This is a genomic window from Streptomyces malachitofuscus (assembly GCF_055571035.1).
This window is the reverse complement of the sequence record NZ_JBVIGA010000026.1, coordinates 122,967-145,579: the sequence shown is the minus strand read 5'-3', so window position 1 is coordinate 145,579 and position 22,613 is coordinate 122,967. Positions and strand designations below refer to the sequence as shown.

General features: G+C 71.3%; 27 protein-coding genes and 1 pseudogene. 16 read left to right on the top strand and 12 right to left on the bottom strand.

Annotation, left to right across the window (positions count from 1 at the left end):
* Positions 1–98: 98 nt before the first annotated feature.
* A complete protein-coding gene (locus ACZ44S_RS31630) occupies positions 99–548 on the top strand; it encodes an SRPBCC family protein (protein WP_466935085.1) in 450 nt (149 codons plus the stop codon).
* 14 nt (positions 549–562) lie between these two features.
* On the opposite strand, the gene ACZ44S_RS31625 is transcribed toward ACZ44S_RS31630, so the two are convergent.
* Positions 563–925 carry an STAS domain-containing protein gene (locus tag ACZ44S_RS31625; protein ID WP_466935082.1) on the bottom strand — a complete coding sequence of 121 codons (363 nt, stop codon included), beginning with the start codon at positions 923–925 and terminating at the stop codon, positions 563–565.
* Between the two features lie 359 nt (positions 926–1,284).
* Between ACZ44S_RS31625 and ACZ44S_RS31620 the strand changes: the two genes are divergently transcribed.
* From ACZ44S_RS31620 to ACZ44S_RS31610, 3 genes are all read left to right on the top strand, one after another.
* Positions 1,285–1,689: an ATP-binding protein gene (locus ACZ44S_RS31620; protein WP_466935079.1), complete on the top strand. Its 405-nt coding sequence runs from the start codon at positions 1,285–1,287 to the stop codon at positions 1,687–1,689.
* A 231-nt stretch (positions 1,690–1,920) separates the two neighbouring features.
* Positions 1,921–3,654 carry a PP2C family protein-serine/threonine phosphatase gene (locus ACZ44S_RS31615; protein ID WP_466935076.1) on the top strand — a complete coding sequence of 578 codons (1,734 nt, stop codon included), beginning with the start codon at positions 1,921–1,923 and terminating at the stop codon, positions 3,652–3,654.
* Positions 3,655–3,789: 135 nt separating this feature from the next.
* Positions 3,790–4,023: a hypothetical protein gene (locus tag ACZ44S_RS31610; RefSeq protein WP_466935073.1), complete on the top strand. Its 234-nt coding sequence runs from the start codon at positions 3,790–3,792 to the stop codon at positions 4,021–4,023.
* A 35-nt stretch (positions 4,024–4,058) separates the two neighbouring features.
* Here the strand turns inward: ACZ44S_RS31610 and ACZ44S_RS31605 are convergent, their stop codons facing one another.
* From ACZ44S_RS31605 to ACZ44S_RS31590, 4 genes are all read right to left on the bottom strand, one after another.
* Positions 4,059–4,301: a DUF6411 family protein gene (locus ACZ44S_RS31605; RefSeq protein ID WP_190163107.1), complete on the bottom strand. Its 243-nt coding sequence runs from the start codon at positions 4,299–4,301 to the stop codon at positions 4,059–4,061.
* A 126-nt stretch (positions 4,302–4,427) separates the two neighbouring features.
* Positions 4,428–6,032 carry an SDR family oxidoreductase gene (locus tag ACZ44S_RS31600; RefSeq protein ID WP_466935070.1) on the bottom strand — a complete coding sequence of 535 codons (1,605 nt, stop codon included), beginning with the start codon at positions 6,030–6,032 and terminating at the stop codon, positions 4,428–4,430.
* Between the two features lie 25 nt (positions 6,033–6,057).
* Positions 6,058–6,549 (bottom strand): hemerythrin domain-containing protein, encoded by a 492-nt coding sequence (locus tag ACZ44S_RS31595; protein ID WP_466935067.1) that lies wholly within the window; start codon positions 6,547–6,549, stop codon positions 6,058–6,060.
* 136 nt (positions 6,550–6,685) lie between these two features.
* Positions 6,686–6,982: a GlsB/YeaQ/YmgE family stress response membrane protein gene (locus ACZ44S_RS31590; RefSeq protein WP_190163110.1), complete on the bottom strand. Its 297-nt coding sequence runs from the start codon at positions 6,980–6,982 to the stop codon at positions 6,686–6,688.
* Positions 6,983–7,207: 225 nt separating this feature from the next.
* On the opposite strand from ACZ44S_RS31590, the pseudogene ACZ44S_RS31585 reads away from it, so the two are divergent.
* A pseudogene (locus tag ACZ44S_RS31585) lies at positions 7,208–7,608 on the top strand (universal stress protein).
* Between the two features lie 72 nt (positions 7,609–7,680).
* The gene (locus tag ACZ44S_RS31580) at positions 7,681–8,640 is read left to right on the top strand and encodes a DUF1152 domain-containing protein (RefSeq protein ID WP_466935064.1); all 960 of its coding nucleotides are present in this window, start codon (positions 7,681–7,683) and stop codon (positions 8,638–8,640) included.
* Positions 8,641–8,665: 25 nt separating this feature from the next.
* Here the strand turns inward: ACZ44S_RS31580 and ACZ44S_RS31575 are convergent, their stop codons facing one another.
* On the bottom strand, positions 8,666–9,151 hold the full coding sequence (locus ACZ44S_RS31575; protein WP_466935061.1) for a VOC family protein: 486 nt from the start codon (positions 9,149–9,151) through the stop codon (positions 8,666–8,668).
* A gap of 261 nt (positions 9,152–9,412) precedes the next feature.
* Between ACZ44S_RS31575 and ACZ44S_RS31570 the strand changes: the two genes are divergently transcribed.
* A complete protein-coding gene (locus tag ACZ44S_RS31570; protein ID WP_466935058.1) occupies positions 9,413–9,943 on the top strand; it encodes a hypothetical protein in 531 nt (176 codons plus the stop codon).
* A 6-nt stretch (positions 9,944–9,949) separates the two neighbouring features.
* Here ACZ44S_RS31570 and ACZ44S_RS31565 read toward each other — a convergent pair whose 3' ends face one another.
* A complete protein-coding gene (locus ACZ44S_RS31565; protein ID WP_466935055.1) occupies positions 9,950–10,609 on the bottom strand; it encodes a dihydrofolate reductase family protein in 660 nt (219 codons plus the stop codon).
* Positions 10,610–10,835: 226 nt separating this feature from the next.
* Between ACZ44S_RS31565 and ACZ44S_RS31560 the strand changes: the two genes are divergently transcribed.
* Both ACZ44S_RS31560 and ACZ44S_RS31555 read left to right on the top strand, forming a co-directional pair.
* The gene (locus ACZ44S_RS31560; RefSeq protein ID WP_466935053.1) at positions 10,836–11,819 is read left to right on the top strand and encodes a hypothetical protein; all 984 of its coding nucleotides are present in this window, start codon (positions 10,836–10,838) and stop codon (positions 11,817–11,819) included.
* A gap of 15 nt (positions 11,820–11,834) precedes the next feature.
* Positions 11,835–12,086, top strand: a complete 252-nt coding sequence (locus ACZ44S_RS31555) for a hypothetical protein (RefSeq protein ID WP_466935050.1) — start codon at positions 11,835–11,837, stop codon at positions 12,084–12,086.
* A gap of 11 nt (positions 12,087–12,097) precedes the next feature.
* Here the strand turns inward: ACZ44S_RS31555 and aztA are convergent, their stop codons facing one another.
* Positions 12,098–12,841, bottom strand: a complete 744-nt coding sequence (aztA, locus tag ACZ44S_RS31550; RefSeq protein ID WP_466935047.1) for a zinc ABC transporter ATP-binding protein AztA — start codon at positions 12,839–12,841, stop codon at positions 12,098–12,100.
* 14 nt (positions 12,842–12,855) lie between these two features.
* Between aztA and aztB the strand changes: the two genes are divergently transcribed.
* The 4 genes from aztB (at position 12,856) to aztD (ending at position 17,223) form a co-directional block, all read left to right on the top strand.
* Positions 12,856–13,710 carry a zinc ABC transporter permease AztB gene (gene aztB / locus ACZ44S_RS31545; protein WP_466935044.1) on the top strand — a complete coding sequence of 285 codons (855 nt, stop codon included), beginning with the start codon at positions 12,856–12,858 and terminating at the stop codon, positions 13,708–13,710.
* A 14-nt stretch (positions 13,711–13,724) separates the two neighbouring features.
* Entirely contained in the window at positions 13,725–14,972 is a 1,248-nt protein-coding gene (locus tag ACZ44S_RS31540) for a hypothetical protein (RefSeq protein WP_466935042.1), read from the top strand.
* Complete coding sequence (gene aztC / locus ACZ44S_RS31535; protein ID WP_466935039.1) at positions 14,969–15,928, top strand: zinc ABC transporter substrate-binding protein AztC; 960 nt, start codon at positions 14,969–14,971, stop codon at positions 15,926–15,928. Before ACZ44S_RS31540 ends, aztC begins: the two co-directional genes overlap by 4 nt.
* Positions 15,929–16,017: 89 nt before the next feature.
* Positions 16,018–17,223: a zinc metallochaperone AztD gene (aztD, locus tag ACZ44S_RS31530; protein WP_466935036.1), complete on the top strand. Its 1,206-nt coding sequence runs from the start codon at positions 16,018–16,020 to the stop codon at positions 17,221–17,223.
* Between the two features lie 160 nt (positions 17,224–17,383).
* Here aztD and ACZ44S_RS31525 read toward each other — a convergent pair whose 3' ends face one another.
* Together ACZ44S_RS31525 and ACZ44S_RS31520 are read right to left on the bottom strand one after the other, a co-directional pair.
* Positions 17,384–18,361, bottom strand: coding sequence for a phage baseplate protein (locus ACZ44S_RS31525; RefSeq protein WP_466935033.1), 978 nt, complete (start codon positions 18,359–18,361; stop codon positions 17,384–17,386).
* 53 nt (positions 18,362–18,414) lie between these two features.
* Complete coding sequence (locus ACZ44S_RS31520) at positions 18,415–19,131, bottom strand: 2-phosphosulfolactate phosphatase (RefSeq protein WP_466935030.1); 717 nt, start codon at positions 19,129–19,131, stop codon at positions 18,415–18,417.
* A gap of 216 nt (positions 19,132–19,347) precedes the next feature.
* Here ACZ44S_RS31520 and ACZ44S_RS31515 point away from each other — a divergent pair, with 216 nt between their 5' ends.
* Positions 19,348–19,782, top strand: coding sequence for an SRPBCC family protein (locus ACZ44S_RS31515; RefSeq protein ID WP_466935028.1), 435 nt, complete (start codon positions 19,348–19,350; stop codon positions 19,780–19,782).
* A 36-nt stretch (positions 19,783–19,818) separates the two neighbouring features.
* Here the strand turns inward: ACZ44S_RS31515 and ACZ44S_RS31510 are convergent, their stop codons facing one another.
* Positions 19,819–20,244, bottom strand: a complete 426-nt coding sequence (locus ACZ44S_RS31510) for a nuclear transport factor 2 family protein (protein WP_466935025.1) — start codon at positions 20,242–20,244, stop codon at positions 19,819–19,821.
* 95 nt (positions 20,245–20,339) lie between these two features.
* On the opposite strand from ACZ44S_RS31510, the gene ACZ44S_RS31505 reads away from it, so the two are divergent.
* Both ACZ44S_RS31505 and ACZ44S_RS31500 read left to right on the top strand, forming a co-directional pair.
* Entirely contained in the window at positions 20,340–20,909 is a 570-nt protein-coding gene (locus tag ACZ44S_RS31505) for a PadR family transcriptional regulator (RefSeq protein ID WP_466935023.1), read from the top strand.
* A complete protein-coding gene (locus ACZ44S_RS31500) occupies positions 20,896–21,726 on the top strand; it encodes an SGNH/GDSL hydrolase family protein (RefSeq protein WP_466935020.1) in 831 nt (276 codons plus the stop codon). Before ACZ44S_RS31505 ends, ACZ44S_RS31500 begins: the two co-directional genes overlap by 14 nt.
* A 49-nt stretch (positions 21,727–21,775) precedes the next feature.
* Here the strand turns inward: ACZ44S_RS31500 and ACZ44S_RS31495 are convergent, their stop codons facing one another.
* Positions 21,776–22,606 carry a phosphotransferase gene (locus tag ACZ44S_RS31495; RefSeq protein ID WP_466935017.1) on the bottom strand — a complete coding sequence of 277 codons (831 nt, stop codon included), beginning with the start codon at positions 22,604–22,606 and terminating at the stop codon, positions 21,776–21,778.
* Between the last annotated feature and the right edge of the window lie 7 nt (positions 22,607–22,613).

Here is a 22,613-nt window from a genome sequence, read left to right as displayed (position 1 = left end):
ACTACAGCGGCAGAAATATGACAGCCACACCCGATGCCCCCGGGTCTCCCGATCCTACGAATGACCGCGAGTAACCCACGAAGAAAGGTATGGAGAACATGAGCACGCAGTTCGAGGTCGTCGTCGAGATCGACCGGCCCATCGAGTACGTCTTCGCCTATCTCGCCGACGGCCGCCACGACCCGGAGTTCAGCCCTCGCGTGCTGGAGATCGAGAAGAGCCCCGACGGTGACACCGCGGTGGGCACGGTCTTCCACAGCACGGTCAAGGACGCCGGCATGCGATCGCGGCGGGACTTCGAGATCAGCGAGCTGTCCGTGCCCACCCGCATCCGCTGGCACGAGACGTCGCACAACTCCATCACCGCCGACGAAGGCGGCTACGACCTCGAGCCCACCGCCGACGGCGGCACCCGGGTGCGTCTCTTCAACGTGCTGGAAGGCCACGGCCTGGGCAAGGCGCTGCTGCCACTGGCGGGCAGCGCGGCCCGCAAGGACGCCCCGGCGTTCGCCCGGCGCATCAAGGCCGCCGTCGAAGCGTCGGCCTGAGACCGACGGCGGCGTCATCCCCGCCGGAACGCGGAGACGGCTGCGTCGACGCCCGGGTGGAACGTGAACACCTCATCGAGACCGACCATCCGCAGCACCCGCATCTGGTCCGGTCGGACACCCGCGAGACAGAACGGTGAGCCGGCGGCCTGCGCCCTCTGGTAGGCGGTGATGAGGGCCGTGATGCCCGTGGAGTCGCAGTAGGTCAGTCCCGACAGGTCGAGAACCAGTCCGTGATCGTCGAACGGGGCGTCGTTGACCGCTTCGGAGAGGAAACGAGCGGTGTGGTGGTCGAGTTCCCCCACCACCTCGACGACATGAGGGCCCGACGGCATCCGGCGGGGCCTGACGGAGCAGATCTGATCCGAATCGGTCACGGGCTCTCCTTGGTGCGGTGCTCGACGGCTGCTGGCGAGGGAAGCGGGCGAGGGCGTCGAGCGCGCGGGATCCGGTCCCGCTCCCGGATTCCATGCCCGCCGTCCGAGCCCGCCGACCCGCTCGCTTATCCTACGAACTCGTCGCGATCGTGGTCGGCGCGGCCTCGTGTGTATGGGGGAAAGGGAGCCGGGTGGAGCGCTCGCGCGACGCCGCAGACGTGCCGGCGGCAGCGGCCGGCGGAGACGCCCTCGCAGCGGATCCGGCGCTCTTCGGCAGATCCGCCCGCCCGCCCGCCACGCTCGGTGACACACACCCGTGGACGCCGGGCCGGCCGACGCGTGAGATGTGTCACGGAGCGGTGCCGCTCCACCGGTGTCCCGCGCCACTCGATGTGGTCTTCCCCGCCGACTCCTCCCGGCTCGCGCAGGTCCGCAACGCCCTGCGCGGCTGGCTCGCCCAGTGCGATCTGCCGCCGTGCCAGGTGCAGGACGTCCTGCTGGCGTCGGGGGAAGCCTGCGCCAACGCCATCGAGCACGGTCACCGGGGCTCCCCGGGCGGCCCGGTCCGGCTCCGTGCCGAGGCCCGTCTCGACGCGCTGCGTCTGACCGTCGCCGACTCCGGGCGGTGGAAGGTGCCCCGACCCGAGGCCGACGGCCACCGAGGCCGCGGGATGGCGTTGATGCGCGCCCTCATGCAGCAGGTCACCATCACCTCCGGCCCGACCGGCACCACGGTCGACATGTACACGATAATTGCGCGATGACCACGGTGCACGCTGGCGAGTCGCCCTGACCAAGGCTGTGTGCGACGGCCTCGGGACCGGGACGGTACCGTGAGGGTGGCCCTGCGGGGCGGCCGTGGACCCATACCCGCCCCGGACGTGTGATGATCTGAAGGGAACGTCCCGCCTTCCGGTAGCCATGAACCCAGGAACACTCCGGGGTCGTGGAATCCGAGGAGAATCTGGTGATCGACCGGCCGGCGAGGAGGGGAAATGACGGCTGCGGACCATGAGCACGCCCCTGGCGACGAGCAGGCCGGGGCCCCCTCCGGCCATGCGGTCGACGACATGCTCGCGATGCTCGGCACGGGCGCCTACGTCGTGGACGCGCAGGGCTCCATCGTGGCCGTCAACGCCGTCGCCGAGCAGTTGCTGAAGCGCTCCGCCGGGGACCTCGTCATGGGCGACGCACACGATCTGCTGCACCGGAACGCCCGCGGGGGGCCGATTCCGAGGGCGCAGTGCCGCATGCGGCCTGCCTTCATGGAGGGCCGTCCGGCCCAGGCCGAGCTGGAGTGGTTCGAGCGCGGGGACGGGTCACTGCTTCCCGTGTCGTGGACGCTGGCTCCCGTCGACATCGGCAGCGACGACATGTCCATGCTCTTGCTGTTCCAGCCCCGGGACGACCACGCCGAGCCCGCGGTGCGGCTCGACCACGGTGGCGGAGCGCTGCTGGAGCTCGACAAGCTCGCTCTGCTGGCGGAGATGACCACGCAGCTGACCTCCACCCTCTCCGCCGACGAGGCACTGCGACGCCTCGTGTCCCTCGTCCTGCCCCGCCTCGCGGACTGGGCGGTGATCGACCTGATCAGCGAACGCGACGAGGTGTGGCGCACCAAGGTGGTGCACATGGAGAACGGCGCCCCGGTGTCCCGCAGGGACCTCGAGGGGCCGATGGCACCCGTGCCCGCCGAGTCCGTGATGCCGTTGTCCCGGGCCCTGCGGGGCGTGGCCTCGACCATCGCCGAACCGCAGACCTACGACCGCGCTCCCGACACGGGCATCGCGGTCGAGCAGCGCCGCCTGTTCGAGGCCACGGGCATCCACTCGGCGGCCATCGCACCGATCCGGGGCCTGCGCGAGGTGCTCGGGGCCCTGACACTGGGCCGGTCCGAACGCCCCGAGAAGTTCACTTCCGCCGATCTGGCCCTGCTGGAGGACATCACCCGGCGTGCCGGCCTGGCCCTGGACAACGCCCGCCTCTACCAGCGGCAGCGCAAGGTCGCCGAAACCATGCAGCGGTACCTGCTGCCGCAGCTTCCGCGCGTGGCCGGGCTGGAGATGACGTCCCGCTACCTGCCCGCGCCGGACGCCTCCCACGTGGGCGGTGACTGGTACGACGCCTTCCCCCTGGCGGCCAACGCCACCGCCCTGGTGATCGGCGACGTCTCCGGGCACGACCTGGACGCCGCAGCGGGCATGTCCCAGCTGCGCAACGTGCTCCGCTCCTACGCCTGGGCCCAGAAGGAGCCGCCCAGCCGCGTCGTGGAACGCGTGGACCGGGCAGTGCTCCGCATCACGGACGTGTCCATGGCCACACTCGTGTTCGCCACCCTGACAGCGGGTGAGAACGGGCAGTGGGAGCTGCAGTGGACCAACGCGGGCCATCCGCCACCGCTGCTGGTCACTCACGAGGGCGTCGCCCGGTACCTCACGGAGAACAGCGGCATACTCCTGGGCACCGGCACGGACCGGCCGCGCTCGGACGCCTCGGAGGTACTGCCGCTGGGGTCCACGCTCGTGCTGTACACGGACGGACTCGTCGAATCGCCGAGTCACTCCATCGACGACGGCCTGGAACGGCTGCGGCGGAATGCCGCGGCCCTGGCCCACCGGCCGGTGGAGACCTTCACCGACGAACTGCTCAGCCGCGCGCGGCCGGCCGACAACGAGGACGACGTCGCCCTCCTGGCCCTGCGTGTCGGCACCCGCCCCGCGTCCCCGTGACGCACCGCGGGTGCCGCCGGGCGGCGGACATCCGCTTCCGCCGCAGTTGCGAGCGGTGAAGCGGCGTGACGGGGGTACCGGCAGGGCAACGTGAGAGGCACGGCCGGGAGGGTGACGTTGGACAGGACGAGTCAGTTGCGACAGCTCCGAGCGGTCTACGGGGGAGGTGTCGTCGCCTGGACCTTGTGTCTGCTGCTGACCACGGTGCAGGGCGGAGGTTCGGCGCGACAGACGGTGGTGCTGCTGGGATTGCTGGCGGCCTTCCTCGTCGCGCTGCTGTGGTCGACCTGGTGCCTGTGGGAAACGGGCACCCGCGTCCCCGGGGCACCGGCCGGGGACGCGGCGCACGCGCGGGCCGACCAGCCCTGACCGACGCGTTCCGCGCGCGGCTCGGCGTCCGGACGTCAGAACGGCAGCCGTCCGCGCGCTCGTCGGCCCGCGGAACCGCTGCGGCCGACGGCGCGGGAGCTGGAGCGGAAAGGCTTGCTGAAGAGACGACCGAGCGGCCCCGGAGCCTTGGACCCGGCCCGGGAACCCACGCCGAGCACGCGTTGCGTTCCGTTCTGCGGGTGCCGGGAGAGAGCTGGGACCAGGAACGCGAGCACACCGATGACCACGCAGACGACAACGATGCCGACGACCATCATGAAGGCCTCCGAATCAGTAACGGGGAAGCCGGACCGGTCGGTCCGTGTGTGACCGTTTGCCCCGATCCCGCGTGAACACGCGCACGAACACGGCGGCCGGCGCCGGTCCGTCGTCGGCCGCGACGGTCATGGCGTCACCTCGGGCACCCGGCCGGGTGCGCTCGCGGTCTTCGCCGCCGCACGCGCGATGTTGCGGGCCATGCCGCCGAAGACGAGGGCATGGAAGGGGGAGACGGCCCACCAGTAGGCGTGCCCCAGAAGGCCCCTCGGGTGGAAGAGGGCGCGTTGCCGGTAGCGCGTGCGGCCCTCGGAGTCCGTCTCGGCGCGCATCTCCAGCCACGCCAGGCCGGGCAGGCGCATCTCCGCCCGCAGCCGCAGCAGGCGTCCGCGTTCGATCTCCTCGACACGCCAGAAGTCCAGCGAGTCCCCGACCCGCAGGCGTGCGGCGTCGCGCCGTCCGCGCCGCAGTCCGACCCCGCCGACGATCCGGTCCAGCCGGCCCCGTACCGCCCAGGCGAGTGAGAACGAGTACCAGCCGGTGTCGCCGCCGATGCCCTCGATCACCTTCCACAGCGCCTGCTGCGACGCGTCGACCGGTCGTTGCCGCTCGTCCCGGTAGAGACTGCCGCCGGCCCAGTCGGGGTCGGTGGGCAGGGGATCGCTGGGCGCCCCGGGCACGGACGCGGAGGACCAGCGGGTGGCGACCTGGGCCTCCCGGACCCGCCGCAGGGCCAGAGCCAACGCCGTGTCGAACGGGAGGGGCCGACCGGGTGGGTCGGGCACATACCGGGCGATGTCGTGCTCGTGACACACGACTTCATGGCGCAACGACTCCGTCAGCGGGCGGGCGATGGACGCCGGCACCGGGGTCACGAGACCGACCCAGTGACTGGACAGACCCGGGGTGAGCACCGGGACCGGAATGATCACCCTCCGCCGCAGGCCGGCGACCGCGGCGTAGCGGCGCATCATGTCGCGGTAGGTCAGGACGTCCGGCCCGCCGATGTCGAAGGCGCGGTCGACATCGGCGGGCATGGTGGCAGCCCCGACGAGGTAGCGCAACACATCCCGGACCGCGATGGGTTGTGTGCGGGTGTGCACCCAACTGGGTGTCACCATCACGGGCAGCCGCTCGGTCAGATAGCGCAGCATCTCGAACGACGCCGACCCGGACCCGATGACGACCGCCGCGCGCAGCACGGTGGCGGGCACCGGCCCGTCGAGGAAGATGCGCCCGACCTCGGCCCTGGAGCGCAGGTGCGGCGACAGGGACCGCTCGGGCACGCCACGCGGTGTCAGTCCACCTAGGTAGACGATCCGCCCCACACCGGCGGCGTGCGCCTGCGCGGCGAACACCTCGGCGGCGCGGCGGTCCGTGTCCTCGAAGCGCGCGCCGGTGCCGAGGGCGTGCACGAGGTAGTAGGCGACGTCGATGCCGTCCATGGCCGCGGCGACGGAAGCGGCGTCCGTGACGTCACCGCGTACGGTCTCGACGTCGCCGGCCCACGGGTGGTCGCGCAGTTTGCCGGGGGAGCGGGCCAGACACCGCACCCGGTGGCCGGCCTCGAGCAGGTCCGGGACCAGCCGCCCTCCGATGTACCCCGACGCACCGGTGACCAGGCAGTGCAGCCCCGTGGTCCCCTGTTGCCCCTGCTCGTCCACGGTCCCTCCCTGCGGCCCGACGCGAATGCTGCCTGCCGACCCGTCGCCGGCAGATGTCTCACGGTCCATCCTGGAGGAGGTACGAAGGGCGCGCTCAGTTTCCGACGAGCCGGCGCACGTTCTCGACGGAGCCGCAGTCCTCCTTCAGCCGGCGCTCACGTTCCTCCCGGAAGGCCGCGCCCAGCTCCTCGCGTCGCTCCATCGCCACGTTCTCCCGCGCCCCGTTGAGAATGGTGCGCTCCTCCTCGTCGGCGTGATGGGTCACGGCCTCGACCAGTTCCGCGAGTTTCGCGTCCCACTCCTCGCTGCCGACGTCGCGCACTTCCAGCAGTGCCAGCAGGGCCTCGTTCCCCTCGTCGTGCTCGTGCTCGCCGTGCTCCACCTCTTCGTCGTCGATGTTCTTGTACCGCTTGAGAGCGGGATACACCTTGCTCTCCTCGGCCAGTGCGTGGGCGATCAGCAGGTGTGCGAACTCGTGCAGAGCGGCGGCCCGGTCGGCTTCGACACTGCGCATCAGACGGAAGAGATCCTCCATTCGCCGGTGGTCCTGAAGAATGAGTTCGACGACGTCCGAAGTCTCGGCCATGAAAACGTGCTCCCTTTGACTGGAAAAAGAATCTTCGCGTGCGCCGCATGCCCCGAGCGCCCTCGTCCCAGGACGAGGGCGCTCGGAGAAGGGCACGTCGGACTGTTTGTGCCGGAGTGTGCCGACCGCGGTTCCGTCAGGCGTGGGCGTGACCGCGGCGATGACCGCGCCCGTGTCCGCGGCCGGTGAACATGCGGTACAGCGCCAGGAGAATGACCGATCCGACGATGGCCGCGATCCAGGTGGAGAGGTCGAAGAATCCGTCAATGGAGTCGACCCCGAAGATCACCTTGCCGAGGAATCCTCCGAGAAGTCCTCCGGCGATGCCGATGAGCATGGTGATGATGATTCCGCCCGGGTCCTTGCCCGGCATGAGCGCCTTGGCAATGGCCCCGGCGAGCAGGCCGATGAATATCCACGCGATGATGCCCATCTCAGACTCTCCTTGTTGCCGTCGGTTCGACATCCGTGTTTCCCGGGATCCCGACTCCTAACAGGAATGGGTGGCGGGAAGGAGTCGAGGCCGCACGGAACTGACGGGTCATCACCGCGCGCGGGGTCCCCTGACCGGCGCCGGAGCCACTCGCCACCCCTCTCGAGCGCGGTCCGTCCTCGTACGGACCCGTCGGACTGCGGAGCCGATGCACCCGGCGTGAAGCTGGAGCGCATCGTGGTCGGGGTGGACGGTTCCGACTCGTCGAGGCGGGCTCTGCGGTGGGCGGTGCGGCAGGGGCGGCTCACCGACGGCGTGGGACGTCCCGCAGTTGTACGGAGCGCTCGGCCGGCTGCCTCCGTCCAGCGGCGACGAAGGTGCCCTGGAGGCCCGCGCTCGCGAGGAACTCACCCGGGCGGTCGAGGAAGCCGTGGGACCGCAGCCGTCGGCGGAGCTGCGTTACGGCGGCCCCGCGAGTTCTGCTCGACGCCGCCCACGGCGCCTCCTTGCTCGTGGTCGGCAGCCGTGGGCTCGGGGGCGCGGGGCTGCTGCTGGTGCCGGTGGCGCAGCACTGCGCGGAGCACGCCGCCTGTCCCGTCGTCGTGGTCCGGGACGACGGCCGCTGAGCCCGACTCCGTCACGCGAGGCGCCCGTCGAGGCCGGCCCGTTGCCCCCGTGCACCGGTGACAATGATCGTTGTGACCTCTCTCCACACCAACCCGCTCTTCAGCCGGCTCGCCGATTCCGAACGCATCCTCGTCGCGGGCGCGGGCGGCGGTTTCGACGTCTACTCCGGCCTGCCGCTGGCTCTGTCCCTCCTGCACCAGGACAAGGAGGTGTTCCTCGCGAACCTCTCCTTCAGCGCGCTCGCCGGTCTGCCGGAGCACCACTGGGCGGCCGACGACCTGGCCGTCGTCACTCCGGACATCGCCCCGCACCAGAGCTACTTCCCTGAGCGGACCCTGGCCCAGTGGCTGAACCGGCATGGCTACCCGGACACCGTGTACGCCTTTCCCCAGACCGGTGTGCGCCCGCTGCGCGCCGCCTACCGGGCACTGATCGAACTGCACGGCATCGACACCGTGGTGCTGGTCGACGGCGGTACGGACATCCTGCTGCGCGGTGACGAGTCCGGCCTCGGCACACCCGAGGAGGACATGACCAGTGTGGCGGCGCTCGCCGCGCTGGACGCCGTGCCCCACCGGCTCGTGGTGTCCGTCGGGTTCGGCGTGGACGCCTACCACGGCGTGAACCACGTGCAGGTCCTGGAGAACATCGCCGCTCTGGAGCGCGACGGCGCATACCTCGGCGCGTTCTCGATACCCCGTGCCACCCGGGAAGGGGCGCTCTACCTGGACGCGGTGGCGCACGCGCAGCACCACACCCCCGAGCATCCCAGCATCGTCAACGGTTCCGTCGCGGCAGCCGTGCGCGGCTCGTTCGGCGACGTCCGCTTCACCGACCGGACCCGCGGCAGCGAGCTGTTCGTGAACCCGCTGATGTCCCTGTACTTCGCCTTCGACCTGCCGGGCCTGGCAGCCCGATGCCTCTACCTGGACCGCATCGAGGACACCTGGCTCATGCGTCAAGTGCACTCACGCATTGCGGAGTTCCGCGAATCCACCGTGACCCGCCCGCCCCGCACCTTTCCCCACTGACGGCGTGACCCGGTCGGCCCCCCGGTCATTCGACGGCGGCCAGGCGCCGCCGGAGTTCCTCCTCAGCGACGTCTTCCAGGTGGGTCAGGAAGACCCACAGGTGACCCGAGGGATCCTTGAGGATGACGGTGCGGTCACCGTGGAACATGTCCGTCGGCGGCTGGAGGATCTCGGCACCGGCGGCCTCCGCACGCGCCGCCAGGCTGTCGACGTCCGGGACGAACACGTGCAGCGTGACGGAGGTGCCTCCACCGAGGGAGGCCGGCGAGGCGAAGGCGCCGGCCTCCGCCTCGTCCACGCTCGCGTCCCCCAGCATCAGCACCGATGACCCGATGGTGATCTCGGCGTGCAGAACGCCGCCGCCCGGGGCATCGATCAGGAAGTCCTCCCGGGCACCGAACGCCCGCCGGTAGAAGTCGATCGCCGCGCGGGCGTCGTCGACCATGATGTGGGGGATCACGGCGAAGTGGTAGCGGTCGGGGATCTCGGTGTGGGCAGGGCGCTCGGCCATGGCTGACCTCCTCGAAAGGGACCGCCGGTCGTTCCGGCGGCTGTGGAACGAACCTAGAAGCTCAAGTCCGCTTGAGGTCAATCGCCGCCCGGCCCGCTTCCCGCAGGTCGGGCAAATGGAGCAGGCTTCGGGGCCGGGCGTTGCTTCTGTGCGTCACGGAAGTTGATCCAGAAGCACGGCGCACGCACGCGGCCCGGTCCCGGCCGGCCGCCGCGGAGCCGTCCCGCCCTGTTCCAGCTCCTCCCACCGGAGGCCGTAGCGATGCACCACCCCGCCCACCGTTCTCCCCGGCCTGCCGGCGCGCAGACAGCGGGCCGGCCCTCGCCGGAACCGCGACTGATCAGCGGCGTCTACGGACTCGTCCTCGCCAGTGCGCTGGCAGCGGCCCTCGACTCGCCGGACGAGCAGACCGACCCCGGATCGGACGCCGTCTGGGTGCTGTTCACCGCCCTGGCCGCCGCGGCGGCCCACGGCTACGCCCACGTTCTCGCGCACCGGATGTCGGCGGAGCACAGCGGCATCGGGGTCGGCCTGCGCGCCATGCTCGCCGAGTGGCCGGTCGTCGCCGCGGCCGTCCCCACTTTCGTGCTCCTGCTGTTCGCAGTGCCGTCCTGGTGGACCGAGGGCGACGCGGTGAGTACGGCACTGCTGGTCAACACCTTGCTCCTCGCGGCCGGCGGGGCATGGACGGCGCGTCGTGCGGGCCGCGGATGGCCGGCGTCGCTCCGGGCGGCGACCGGTGACATGTTCATCGGCCTGGTGATCATCGGGGCCAACGCCCTGATCAAGTAGCGGCGGTCATCGACGCAGCGGAACACGGTCCCCCTGGCATGACGCGCCGTCATCACATCGAGACAGCACGCGGTACGTCAGGTGCGTGACCAGTGTCGCCGACCGCGACGTCACCTGCTCCAGTGCGAGCGGCGGGACCCCCTCGAACAGCCGCGTGCCGGCGCCGAGCGTGAACGGCACGACGTGCAGACGCAGTTCGTCGATCAGGTCGGCGGCGAGGTACTGGTTGACGGTGGTCGCGCCGCCCTGGACCGCGACGTCGCCGTCGCCGGCCGCCGCGCGTGCCTGTGCCAGGGCCGACGCGATCCCGTCGGTGACGAAGTGGAACGTGGTGCCGCCCTTCATCGGCTGCGGCTCGCGCGCATGATGGGTGAGCACGAACACCGGCGCGTGGAACGGCGGCTCGTCGCCCCACCATCCGTTCCACGCCCGGTCCCAGTCGCCGCGCACCGGCCCGAACATGTTGCGCCCCATGACGAACGCCTGGGCGGCGGCCATCCGGTCGAGCTCGGCCCGGTTCTCGTCGGGCGTGTCGAACATCCACGCGTGCAGCCGGGCGCCCGTGCCGTCGCCGCCGTCGTCGCCGAACGGGCGGTCCTCGGTCTGGTGGTGCCCGGCCGAGTACCCGTCGACCGAGACCGTGAGGTCGCAGATCACCATGCTCATGCGTCGGTCCTCCCGCAGTGGCTTCCGTCGTCCACTGTCCACGGCAGGCCCGGCGTCCGCCAGGGAATCCCGAGGGCAAGGACGCCCCGTGCGTGGATGACCCGGTACACGGCGTTCTTCCAGTCCGACGTCCGCCGTACGCCTCACCGCGGGCCTCCGGCCGCGCGCCGATCCCCGGAACCCAGCAAGATGGACGGTGCGTGCCGGTGAACCGGGAGGTACGGTGATGCACGACGACACCGAGAACGGCGAGGCTCCCCTCGAAGCGGGTGAGCCGTATGACGAGGCCGTCGTCGCCTCCGACATGAATCCTGACGTCCATCTGGATGTACCCGTCCTGAAGGTCGACGAGATCGACCTGGACGTCGAAGATCTCCGGGCGCATGTGTCGCTGCAGGCCGAGGTGCTGGACCTGCTGAGGCTCAACGTGGGCGCCGACGTCGCCCTCGGCCGGGTCCACCTGGGCATCAGCGGAGTGGAGGCACAGGCCCGGCTCGACGTGCGTCTCGACAACGTCGCCGCGATCATCGACCGGGTGCTCACCACGCTCGACCGCAATCCGGAGATCCTGCACGAACTGGCCCGCGGTGTGGGATCCGCCGTGCGGGACGTCGGCGGCGGGGCCCGCCAGGCGGTGGGCGAGCTGGGCACGGGCGCGGGCCGCGCTGTCCAGGACGTCGGCCGGGGTGCCGGGACCGCTGTCCAGGACGTCGGCCGGGGCGCCGGCCGGGCCGTCCAGGATGTCGGTGCCGGAGCCGGGAGAACGGTCGAGGACGTGGGGTCCGGCGTGGGCTCGGCGGCCGCGGAGGTCGGCCGGGGCGCCGGTCGAGCCGTTCAGGACGTGGGCGGCGGTGCCGGACGGGTGGTGGAGGACGTCGCCGGTGAGGCGGGCCCGGCGGTCGTCGGTGAGGCCGGCCGTGTGGTGGGCGACGCCGCAGAGAGCGCGGCGGGCACGGCCGGACGCGTGACGGAAGCGGCGGGGGACGTGGTCCCGGAGGGCGGCCGCGCCGTCGAGGACGCCGAGGCCGCGACGGAGGGCACCACGCGCCGGGCCCGTGCCGCCAAACGGAGTGCGGCACGCGGCCCCCGGGGCGAAGCAGCGCCCAGGCGAACCCCCACCGGCAGGCGCCGGGTCCGCACGGAGGACGGGGAGCCGGCCCCGCGGCCCCGCCGCCGTCGCGCCGCAGAAGGGGGAGAGGAACCGCCCTGAACGGCCGGCGCACCGGTGCCGCCGGACATCTCGCTCCGGACGACCGTCCGCGCCGAGCGCCTGCGTTTCGCCGAGGAGCCCCGTACGGCCGTGCGCTTCCCCGGCACCGGTGAACGGGAGTCGCTGAGCCGCAGCCACCGCGACCACCTGCCCGACAAGGTCGTCCCCGGCCGGGACTACCACGACGTCACCGTCGACTACCGTCTGCGGACCCGGCTGCTCGGGGAACCGGACCGGGCACGCGGTGACGCCGAGCAGGACGACTGACGCGGCGGGCCTCACGCCGGTTGCCAGATCCGGGCGAGCAGCGGCGGCGTGAGCAGTCGCCCCGGGGGCCCCTGCCCCGCCAGATGCCCCTCGCGGAGCAGGACGCAGGTGTCGGCCGCTCGGGCGGCGTCCAGGTCGTGTGTGGCCTGAACGACGGTCACGCCGTCGGTGACCAGGCCGGCCAGCAGTGCCGCCACGCCCTCCCTGGCCTCGGGGTCGAGGCCGGTGGTCGGCTCGTCGAGGAGAAGAAGGTCCGACTCCTGGGCGAGGCCCTGGGCGATCAGGGCCCGCTGTCTCTGCCCGCCGGACAGCTCGCCCAGTTGGCGAGAGGCCAGTCCGGCGATGTCCAGACGGTCCATCGCCGTGCCGACGATCGCACGGTCCCGCGGGGTCAGCCGGCGCCACGGGCCGCGGTCGCGCCACCGCCCCATCTCCACGGTCTGCCGGACGGTCAGTGGCAGCGCGTCGCCTGCCGCGCCGCGCTGGGGGACGAAAGCCGGCGGTCGGCCACCGGTGCGGTGCAGCTCTCCGGCCGTGGGCCGGATCACGCCGGCCAGGACGCCGAGCAGGGTGGACTTTCCGCTGCCGTTCGGGCCGACGAGCGCGGTGACGGCCGACTTCGGTACCTCCGCGCTGAGTTGATGGAGAACTTCTCGGCCGGCGTAGCCCGCGGACAGCCCGGTGAAACGGACGCGGAACAGTGAGTCCTCGGCACCGGGGAGCGGGGGGCAGGTTTTATTGAACATGATTGTCATTGTAGTGTGCTCGTATGGAGTGGTTGACGGGCCCCTTCGAGGCCTCCTTCGTGCAACGGGCCTTGTGGGGCGGACTGTTGGTGTCGGCGATCTGCGCCCTGGCGGGTACATGGGTGGTGCTGAGGGGGATGGCCTTCCTCGGCGACGCCATGTCCCACGGACTGCTGCCCGGCGTGGCGCTGGCCGCGCTGCTCGGCGGCAACCTGCTGATGGGGGCGCTGCTGAGTGCGGCCGTGATGACCGCCGGCGTCACCGCGCTCGGCCGTACTCCGCGGCTGTCCCAGGACACCGGCATCGGGCTGCTCTTCGTGGGAATGCTGTCGCTCGGCGTCATCATCGTGTCGCGTTCGCAGTCCTTCGCGGTCGATCTGACGGGCTTCCTCTTCGGTGACGTCCTGGCGGTCCGCGAAGCGGACCTCGTGCTGCTGGGCGCGGCGCTCATCCTGGCCCTCGTCGTCTCGGTCCTCGGTCATCGCCCCTTCATGGCCCTGGCGTTCGACGAGCGCAAGGCCCGGACGCTGGGCCTGCGTCCCCGTCTGACCCACGCCGTACTGCTGGGCCTGCTGGCGCTGGCCATCGTGGCCTCCTTCCACATCGTGGGCACCCTCCTGGTGCTCGGGCTGCTCATCGCCCCGCCGGCGGCCGCGCTGCCGTGGGCCCGGAACGTGCGAGCGGTGATGGCGCTCGCCGCCCTGGCCGGCGCGGTGGCCACGTTCTGCGGCCTGTTGCTGTCCTGGCATCTGCGCACCGCGGCGGGAGCGACCGTCTCGGCCCTGGCGGTCGGCCTGTTCTTCCTTTCCCGCCTGGCATCCGGCATCCGCGACCGCCACGCACGCCCGACCGGCGTCCGCCCGGCGGCAACCGACTGAGAAAGACCTGACCGATGTCCCTCTTCGTCCGCAGAAACGTCACAGCCGGGGCGCCCGCCGCGCTCGTGGCACTCGCGCTGCTCACCGCCGGCTGCGCGGGGCAGAACACCGACTCGTCCGCACCCGGGCCGAGTTCCGGCACCACCGCCCCTCCGCACGGGTACGTCGAAGGGGCGCAGGAGGCAGCCGAGCAGCAGTCCCGGCTGGTGCTCAACGACCCGGCGACCGGAGACACCCGGGTGCTGGACCTGATCACCGGCGAGGCGCACGAGGCGCCACCGGTGAGGGGCGCCGCGGAACTCTCCACGGACGGCCGGTTCGCCTACTTCCGCACCCCGGGTGGAACACGCGTCCTCGACGGCGGCGCCTGGACGGTGGATCACGGCGACCACGTGCACTACTACCGGGCGGCGATACGCGACGTAGGCCGCATACCCGCCGAGGCCGGCGCGCGCGTCCGCGGTGACACCGCCCTGACCGCCGTGACCGGGGACGACGGCAGGGCCGTCACCTACCGCCGCGCCGACCTGGAGAAGGGCGGCGTCGGATCCGCCCGCGCACTTCCCGGAACGCACGCAGGGACGGCGGTGCCGTACGCGGAGCACCTGCTGACCCTCACCGACGACGAGAAGGGCGTGCCGGTGGTCACCGTCCACGACCGGAAGGGCAAACGCTCCGCGATCCCGGACGCCGCCTGCGAGGACCCGGCGGGCGACGCCGTCACCCGGCGCGGCGTCGTCTTCGGCTGCGCCGACGGCGCCCTGCTGATCAGCGAGGACGACGGGCGTTTCACGGCCGAACGCATTCCCTACGACGGCGAGGTGCCCCCGGGGCAGCGGGCGACGTCCTTCCGCCACCGCGCGGGCAGCGACACCCTCACCGCGCCGGCCGGGGACCGGGCGGTGTGGGTGCTGGATGTCACCGGGCGCACGTGGATCAAAGTGCGCACGGGGCCCGTCGTCGCCGCCAACACCGCCGGCGAGGGGGCACCGCTGCTCGTCCTGGAGACCGACGGCTCTCTGCACGGCTACGACATCGCCACCGGCGAGCAGTCGGCGCGGACCGCCCCGCTCCTGACCGGGGAACGGCCGACCGGCGCCGACGGAAGCGAACCCGTCGTCGAGGTCGACCGCAGCCGTGCCTACGTCAACGCCCCGGACGGCAGGCGCGTGTTCGAGATCGACTACAACGACGGCCTGCGCATCGCCCGCACCTTCGACCTCGACGTCAGGCCGGAACTGATGGTGGAGACCGGACGATGACGGCACCGAAGCGCCTTGTGCTGCGGCTGCGTCGCCTGCTATGGGCCGTGATCGCCCTCCTCTGCGCGGGCACGGTGACCGCCTGCGTGAGCGGCGACGACAGGCCCCGCGTCGTGGTGACGACCAACATCCTCGGCGACGTCACCCGGGAGATCGTCGGTGGCGAGGCGGACGTCACCGTTCTGATGCAGCCGAACGCCGATCCGCACTCCTTCGGCCTGTCGGCCGTGCAGGCCGCCGAGATGGAGAACGCCGACCTGGTCGTCCTCAACGGGCTGGGCCTGGAGGAGAACGTACTGCGGCACGTGGAGGCCGTCCGCGAGGCCGGGGTCCCCACCGTCGAGGTCGGCAAGGCGGTCGACCCCCTCACCTTCCGTGCCACGGCCGGCGGAGAGCTCGAGGAGGGGGCCGGACAGCCCGACCCGCACTTCTGGACCGACCCCGACCGCGTGCGCAAAGCCGTCGGCCTGATCGCCGACGAGGTCGTCGAGAACGTGGACGGCGCGGACGAGCGGACCGTGCGCCGCAACGCCGCCCGCTACGACCGGCAACTCGCCGGTCTGACCGCCTGGATGGAGACGTCCTTCGACCGCATCCCCGAGGACGACCGCGCCCTGGTCACCAACCACCACGTCTTCGGCTACCTCGCCCACCGCTTCGGCTTCCGGGTGATCGGCGCGGTCGTCCCCAGCGGCACCACCCTGGCGTCACCCAGCTCCTCCGACCTCCGCTCGCTCACCGAGGCCATGCGGGAGGCAGGAGTGAGCACGGTGTTCGCCGACTCCTCACGCCCCGGACGGCTGGCAGACGTCCTGCGCACCGAACTGGGCGGCCGGGTCGAGGTCGTCGAGCTGTACTCGGAGTCGCTCACCGCCGAAGGGGAGGGTGCCGACACCTACCTGCGGATGATGCGCGCCAACACCACCGCCCTGACCGAGGGCCTCACGGCCCACTGAGCCGCGCCGCCGCCGGCACCGGCACGGGCGGTCGACCACACACCCATCACACCGACGCCGCACACCCGCGGCCGAAAGGATCACACGAAGTGAACAATCGGATACGCAACCGGGTCTTCACCGGCACCGCGCTCGCCCTGGCGGTGTCCGCGGTCATGACCGCATGCGGGGGAGGGGACGGCGCCTCGTCCGACGCGAAGGCGGCGAAGGAGACCCCGAGCACCGCCCCCGCCGTGGAGGTGGAGGACCCCCTGGTCGCCACCTTCGACGGCGGCCTGTACATCCTCGACGGCGAAACCCTCGAGCTCACCAGGACCATCGAGCTGCCCGGCTTCAACCGCGTCAATCCCGCAGGAGACGACGACCATGTCGTCGTCTCCACCGACAGCGGCTTCCGGGTCCTCGACGCCACCCGGCAGTCCCTCACCGACATCACCTACGAGGGCGCCAAGCCCGGCCACGTCGTCCGCCATGCTGGGAAGACGGTGCTGTTCACCGACGGCACCGGCGAGGTCAACGTCTTCGACCCGGCCGGCCTGAGCGGCGGCGGGAAGCCCGAGGGCCGCACCTACACCGCCGCCGAGGCTCACCACGGGGTCGCCGTCGAACTGAGCAACGGCGAACTGCTCAGCACCCTCGGCACCGAGGAGAGGCGCACCGGCGCGCACGTCCTGGACGAGAACGACAAGGAGATCGCCCGCAACGAGGACTGCCCCGGCGTCCACGGTGAGGCCGCGGCCAAGGGCGAGACCGTCGCCGTCGGCTGCGAGGACGGCGTCCTCCTCTACAAGGACGGCACGTTCACCAAGGTCGACGCCCCCGACGACTACGGCCGCATCGGCAACCAGGCGGGCAGCGACGCCTCCACGATCCTGCTGGGCGACTACAAGACCGACCCGGACGCCGAACTCGAACGTCCCACCCGCATCTCCCTCATCGACACCGGCACGGCGAAGCTGCGCCTGGTCGACCTGGGCACCAGCTACTCCTTCCGCTCACTCGGGCGCGGACCCCACGGCGAGGCACTCGTCCTCGGCACCGACGGCACCCTTCATGTCATCGACCCGGAGACGGGCAGGACCGAGAGGAGGATCCCCGTCGTCGACGAGTGGCAGGAGCCTCTCGACTGGCAGCAGCCCCGGCCCGCCCTCTTCGTCCGCGGCCACACCGCGTACGTCTCCGAGCCGGGTACGCGGCAACTCCACGCCGTCGACATCGAGTCCGGCGACAAGCTCGCCTCCGTGACCTTGCCGAAGAGCCCCAACGAACTCTCCGGCGTCGTCACCGGCCACTGACAGCCGTCCGGCACCGCGCCCCCGGCCCGAGACCCGCCGCGGGCTTGTGCTCCTGGGCGTGCTCCTTCAGCACCACGGACCACCTCCGTGCCGACCACGGACACCACCACGGACTCCGAACCCGCTCGGCGGCCGCTGTCGGCCGCCGAGCGGGCATGGCTCAGATCAGCGCGTTCTTGTAGAAGATGCTGGAGCGCCGGTCTCCCTCCACGCCGGTGGCGAAGCCGATGAAGAGGCGCGCCTCGCCGGCGTCGGTGCGGTAGATCGCCAGGCCCTCGGGCTCGCGGTGGTGGAGGGTGGAGCCGGCCTTGGTGAGCACGGGCCCCTGCTTCACGGTGCCGGTGTTGACGTCGATGCTGGTGACGTAGGAGTTGCCGTCCCCGGAAGGGCTGCCGTCGCCGGGGTACGCGTCACCCGTCAGGAAGTACATGTACGAGCCGTAGAGGGTGTACCCCTGCGGAGTCCCGGGGATGGCCGGCTGCTTGAAGTCGACCAGCGGCGCCCCGAAGTCGCGCGTCCGGAAGGCGGAGAGGGGGAACACGGCGATGCGCTTGCCGGCACTGGTGTGGTACCGCACGATCATGCGGGCGTGGACCGGGTCGACGGAGCACGTGTACTCGGTCGCCCCGGAGATCGGCCGGTACGCGGCCGAGGCCGCCGGTGAGCCCATGGTGGTGTTGGCGGCGTAACGGATGGGGGCGAGGGCCGTGCCGTACCCGTTGCCGTTCGCGGCGCACTCGATCCACAGCTCGGTGCCGGAACCGCTGGGCAGCGCGGCGAAGGCCACGCCGTGCCCGAAGCCGTTGAGGTGCATGTACGAGAGGTAGTTCCCGTGAAAGTCCATCTTGTTGATGCACAGGTCACCGGCGGACTCGGCGCTGCCGCTCCGCTTGGTGGCCACGTACAGGAACTTGTTCACCCAGTCGAAGGCGAAGCTCTGCTGGACCCGCGGGCCGTGCGTGTTCTTGGACCGGAACAGGTCGTACGAGGGCTGCGTGAGGTCGAACCGCTTGGTGGCGCCCACCGCGGCGGAAGCGGGCTGGGCTCCGGCACCGAGTCCGAGTGCGGCCAGCGAGGCACCGGCTCCGGTGCGTATGAGGCCGCGACGGGAGAAGGTTGAGCCCGAACTACCGTGCATGGGGGGACTCCTGAGGAATCGATGGATGGGGGGCCGATCAGGAACACGTGATCCTATCCGCCGAAGTGGCGTGCTCGTGGCCCAAATTGGTCGTGCCGTGGGTCCGACGGGCGGAGGACCATGACCGAGTCCTCCAGGCTCGCCACCATGGCGAAGGGGAACCGGTCGAGCTCAAGACAGAGGGGGACGTCGTCGGGATGGGTTCCTTGGCGCACGCGTTCCGCCAGTTCGCCGGCGGCACGCGAACAGGCGGCCCGGCGGAGGAACGCGGCCGCGTCCGTGGCGGCTCCGGCCGCCCTGCGAGCGATGTACTGAGCGCACGCCAGGTCTTCTTCGGCGCGCCCGTCCTCACCGGTCACCACGAACGTGACACGGTCGTACCCGCGCGACCGCACGTACCGGGCGGTTGCCTCGGCCACCACGAAGCCGGCGCACAGCACCAGCGACGCCTCCTTGACCGCGAGGGCGCCGACCGTTCCGGCCGTGGTCTTCTGCACCACGGTCCGCCCGCCGAGGTCCACGGACCGCAGCAGGCCCGGTGAGTTGACGGCGTCGAACCCGGACGCCGGCGGACCGTCCTTGAGCGCGACCCAGCCGGGGTGGCGCGTCTTGAGCGCCAAGGCCTCGTCCAGCGACTCGGCGAGGACGATCTTCTCCGCTCCCCGGGCGAACGCCCAGGCGGCGACGGTGAAGGCGCGCATCACGTCGACCACGACCGCCACGGACGGGGTTTCGGCAAGCTCGGCGATGCCTAGGTAACGGGCGTCCATCCACGCATGATCGCGCAGACCGGGCCTCGAGGACCCGGACAGTGATGCGCATCACGGCTGTCTCCGCGGTGCAGGGTGCCGTACCGCGGCCCGGCGAGCGGCGCCCGGAGGAGTGAAGCCGGGTGGCGGGTGAGCGAGGGGCCGGGCCTGTCGCGGGGTCGGAGGGCGTCGCCGGGGTTAGCGTCCGTCCGTGCACGTGGTGAGGAGTGTGTTCGCATGGCCCGTACCCGCCGGCTCATCCTGAGTCCTCCGTCAGCCGTCTGGCAGTTGCTTGCCGACGCTCAGGCGGTCCTCGCCGCGGATCCGCACTGGCCGGACGTAGGGGCGCGACTGCGGGTCAGGGTGGGCGCCGGCCCTTTGACCCTCGACGACACCTGCGTCGTCCGTGTCTGTGAGCCGTCCGAGCGGCTGGAACTGGAAGCCAAGGCCGACCCTTTCGGCGCGGCACGGATTGCGATGCGTCTGCTCCCGTGGGGGGAGCACACGTTGTTCGTCCTCGACTGGCATCCGCTCAGGGGTCCCGGGACGCGGATGCACGGACTGCCCGTCGACTACGTGGTTGCCATCCGCAACGGCATGATGCTCACGAAACTGGCTCGGATCGCGGTGGGTGAACACCGCCGCACCGGCCTTGCCCCGGCCGTTCCATAAGCCCGGGAAGCGCCTTGCCCCACGTTCCGATGGTGCCTACGGACGGGCAGGGGCCAGGCCGTCCTCGACGAGGCCGGCGAGCACGGCGTCGCCGAGGGCGTGCACGGCGGACCGGGGCCGGACCATGACGGTGAACTCCTTGATGCGGCCGTCGTCGTCGAAGTGCAGCAGGTCGACACCGTGGATCTCCTTGCCGCCCGCCCTCGCGCGGAAGAGGAGCATCGCGGACGGCGCGGTGGTGTCGTCCGTGCTGGTGCGGGCGGTGCCGGTGTGGTCACCGATGTAGCGGAAGTCCTCGAAGGTCCGCAGCAGGACTCCGAAGAGCCCCATCACCATCTGCTTGCCCTCGAAGGGGGCGAACTTCACCGGGCTGTACAAGCGGATGTCGTCGGTGAACAGGTCCTCCAGGGCGGCGAGATCCCGGTCGTCGACGGCTGCACGGAAACGGTCTGCCGTGTTCATGGGCATCCCTTCCTCAGTCATGAAGGTGAGTAGTCATTTTTATGACTATCATGGTTGTCCTGCGGGGCGACAGAGGCATGCGAGGAGTGGATTCCATGGCACTACGGCACGCCGTGCTGGCGGCGCTGCTCGACGGCGAGCTCAGCGGCTACCAGCTGGCCAAGGCGTTCGACGTCGGTGTGGCCAACTTCTGGTACGCACAGCCGCAACAGCTCTACGCGGAGCTGACCCGGCTGGAGAGGGAAGGTCTGGTCGCGGGCCGGGAGGTGGTGCAGGAGACCCGGCCGAACAAGAGGCTGTTCCACGTGACCGACGCCGGTGTGGCAGAGCTGGAAGCCTTCACGGCCGCCTCCGCCAAACCGGCCTTCATCCGGGACGATCTGCTGGTCAAGGTTCAGGCAGCCGACCGGGTGGACACCGACGCCCTCATCGCCCAGCTCACCGACCGCGCCAGGATCGCCCAGGCCAAGATCGACCTGTTCGGGACACTGCTGCGCCGTCTGCGAGGCGACCGTACGGAGGAGGAGTTCCTCCGCCACGGCGACCGCATCGGCCCGTACCTGACCTGCCTGCGCGGTGTGGCCTTCGAGCAGGAGAACCGCGACTGGTGCGTGCGCACCATCGCCATCCTTGAGGAGAGGCGGCAGCTTCATGCCCGGCAGTGACACGGTGTATCTGCGCTACGTCGCCCTGGGCGACAGCCAGACGGAGGGCCTGGGTGACGGCGACGACCTCACCGGCCCGCGTGGCTTCGCCGACCGCCTCGCCGAACAATTGGCGCGCCATCAGCCGTCCGTCCAGTACGCCAACCTGGCCGTCCGAGGGCGTCTCGCCGCGCAGATCCACGCCGGACAGCTGGCCCCGGCCCTCGCCCTGCGCCCCGACCTGGCCACCGTCGTCGCCGGCGTCAACGACCTGCTGCGCCCCCGCTTCGACGCCGACGAGGTCGCCGGCCACCTGGAGGCCATGTTCGCCGCGCTCACGGCCCAGGGGGCTCACGTGGCCACGATCACCATCCCGGATCCCGCCCGCATCAGCCCGCTCGCACGTCCCCTGGTGCCGCGTGTCACGGCACTGAACCAGCGCATCCGCCAGGCCGCCCACAGGCACGGAGTCACCGTCGCCGAGACCGCCCTCCACCCCGTGGCGAGCGACTTCCGGCTGTGGAGTGCCGACCGTCTCCACGCCAGTTCCCTCGGCCATGAGCGCATCGCCGCCGCCCTCGCCCACGCACTGCGCCTCCCCGGCAGCGACGACAGCTGGACCCTCCCTCTGCCACCGACGCCTCTGCCCACCCGCTGGTACGTCGCAGGCACCGAACTCCGTTGGATGGCCGGCTTTCTGGGCCCATGGCTCATACGGCGGCTCAAGGGTCGGTCCTCGGGGGACGGCCGCACGGCGAAGCGCCCCCTCCTCCTTCCTGTGCGGACGGACGACAGCGCCCCGCCACGGGCCGGCGCCCACTCGCCGGGCACACCCTGAGCGGCGGGCCGCCACGCACCGGACAGGCGAATCGGCGTCGAGCGGCCTTTCAGCGTCCGAGTGCGGCACGAAGCCGGTGGAGCCCTTCGGCTCTCCAGTGCTCCCGGTCCGGCATCTGGTCGTTGCGGCGCCAGCGCCAGGCGCAGAACAACGCCCAGTTCAGGGCGCGGCATCGGTGGAGCAGATCCTCGTCGGTGCCGGGGTAGTGCCGTCCCACTTCTTCGGGCGCAAGGGCGAGGTCGAACTCGACAGGGCCCCGGCAGCACGTGGCGAGGTCCACGAAAAGGGGTCCTTTCCTGGTGTTCAGGAGGTTGCCGGGATGCGGCTCGCCGTGCAGCAACTGTTCGCCGGCTGCGGCGTCGGCGATCTCGGCGCTCAGCCCCTTGAGGGTGCCGGTGAGCAGTTCCCGGTCGGGACCGGGTAGTTCGGGGCTGCGCTCCGCGTCCTGCACCTCTCCCAGCGCCACGGCGACTCGACCGGTGAAGTGTGGCGCCTCCAGTTCGACCCGGCGCAGGGCGGCATGGTGGCGCAGGAGCACGTCCGCGTAGTCGGCCGGGGCGATCTCCGATCCCACGGACTCGTAGTAGGTCCACAGGGAGACGGCGAAGGCATCACGCCGATGGACCCGGCCGTCGGCCCGAGGGTCGAGTCCGGCCACCGGAGCGTCGGCGTCGGCGAGGCGGTGAGCCACCTCCACCTCGAACTCGGAATCCGCCAGCTGTTCCAGAGGCGCGACCCGGGCCAGCACGCCGCAGGGTTCCAGACGCAGCGCGACACGGTCGGAGTTGTGGACCACGACCACGTCGTCGACTTGAAGCCCCAGCTCCGAAGCGGTCGCCCTTCCCGCCTCGACTGCGCGGCGGAGTGACAGGGGCTCCATGTGTTTC

Excerpts from the sequence above, each read along its gene's own strand:
- ACZ44S_RS31565 (WP_466935055.1), bottom strand. The coding sequence starts at position 10,609 with ATGAGCATGGTGATCTGCGACCTCACGGTCTCGGTCGACGGGTACTCG.
- aztC (WP_466935039.1), top strand. The coding sequence starts at position 14,969 with ATGACGGCACCGAAGCGCCTTGTGCTGCGGCTGCGTCGCCTGCTATGG.
- ACZ44S_RS31525 (WP_466935033.1), bottom strand. The coding sequence starts at position 18,361 with ATGCACGGTAGTTCGGGCTCAACCTTCTCCCGTCGCGGCCTCATACGC.
- ACZ44S_RS31630 (WP_466935085.1), top strand. The coding sequence starts at position 99 with ATGAGCACGCAGTTCGAGGTCGTCGTCGAGATCGACCGGCCCATCGAG.
- ACZ44S_RS31570 (WP_466935058.1), top strand. The coding sequence starts at position 9,413 with ATGCACCACCCCGCCCACCGTTCTCCCCGGCCTGCCGGCGCGCAGACA.
- ACZ44S_RS31520 (WP_466935030.1), bottom strand. The coding sequence starts at position 19,131 with ATGGACGCCCGTTACCTAGGCATCGCCGAGCTTGCCGAAACCCCGTCC.
- ACZ44S_RS31595 (WP_466935067.1), bottom strand. The coding sequence starts at position 6,549 with ATGGCCGAGACTTCGGACGTCGTCGAACTCATTCTTCAGGACCACCGG.
- ACZ44S_RS31575 (WP_466935061.1), bottom strand. The coding sequence starts at position 9,151 with ATGGCCGAGCGCCCTGCCCACACCGAGATCCCCGACCGCTACCACTTC.
- ACZ44S_RS31615 (WP_466935076.1), top strand. The coding sequence starts at position 1,921 with ATGACGGCTGCGGACCATGAGCACGCCCCTGGCGACGAGCAGGCCGGG.
- ACZ44S_RS31600 (WP_466935070.1), bottom strand. The coding sequence starts at position 6,032 with ATGGACCGTGAGACATCTGCCGGCGACGGGTCGGCAGGCAGCATTCGC.
- ACZ44S_RS31605 (WP_190163107.1), bottom strand. The coding sequence starts at position 4,301 with ATGATGGTCGTCGGCATCGTTGTCGTCTGCGTGGTCATCGGTGTGCTC.
- ACZ44S_RS31500 (WP_466935020.1), top strand. The coding sequence starts at position 20,896 with ATGCCCGGCAGTGACACGGTGTATCTGCGCTACGTCGCCCTGGGCGAC.
- aztA (WP_466935047.1), bottom strand. The coding sequence starts at position 12,841 with ATGACAATCATGTTCAATAAAACCTGCCCCCCGCTCCCCGGTGCCGAG.
- ACZ44S_RS31495 (WP_466935017.1), bottom strand. The coding sequence starts at position 22,606 with ATGGAGCCCCTGTCACTCCGCCGCGCAGTCGAGGCGGGAAGGGCGACC.
- ACZ44S_RS31560 (WP_466935053.1), top strand. The coding sequence starts at position 10,836 with ATGCACGACGACACCGAGAACGGCGAGGCTCCCCTCGAAGCGGGTGAG.
- ACZ44S_RS31540 (WP_466935042.1), top strand. The coding sequence starts at position 13,725 with ATGTCCCTCTTCGTCCGCAGAAACGTCACAGCCGGGGCGCCCGCCGCG.
- aztB (WP_466935044.1), top strand. The coding sequence starts at position 12,856 with ATGGAGTGGTTGACGGGCCCCTTCGAGGCCTCCTTCGTGCAACGGGCC.
- ACZ44S_RS31590 (WP_190163110.1), bottom strand. The coding sequence starts at position 6,982 with ATGGGCATCATCGCGTGGATATTCATCGGCCTGCTCGCCGGGGCCATT.
- ACZ44S_RS31505 (WP_466935023.1), top strand. The coding sequence starts at position 20,340 with ATGGCACTACGGCACGCCGTGCTGGCGGCGCTGCTCGACGGCGAGCTC.
- ACZ44S_RS31510 (WP_466935025.1), bottom strand. The coding sequence starts at position 20,244 with ATGAACACGGCAGACCGTTTCCGTGCAGCCGTCGACGACCGGGATCTC.
- ACZ44S_RS31515 (WP_466935028.1), top strand. The coding sequence starts at position 19,348 with ATGGCCCGTACCCGCCGGCTCATCCTGAGTCCTCCGTCAGCCGTCTGG.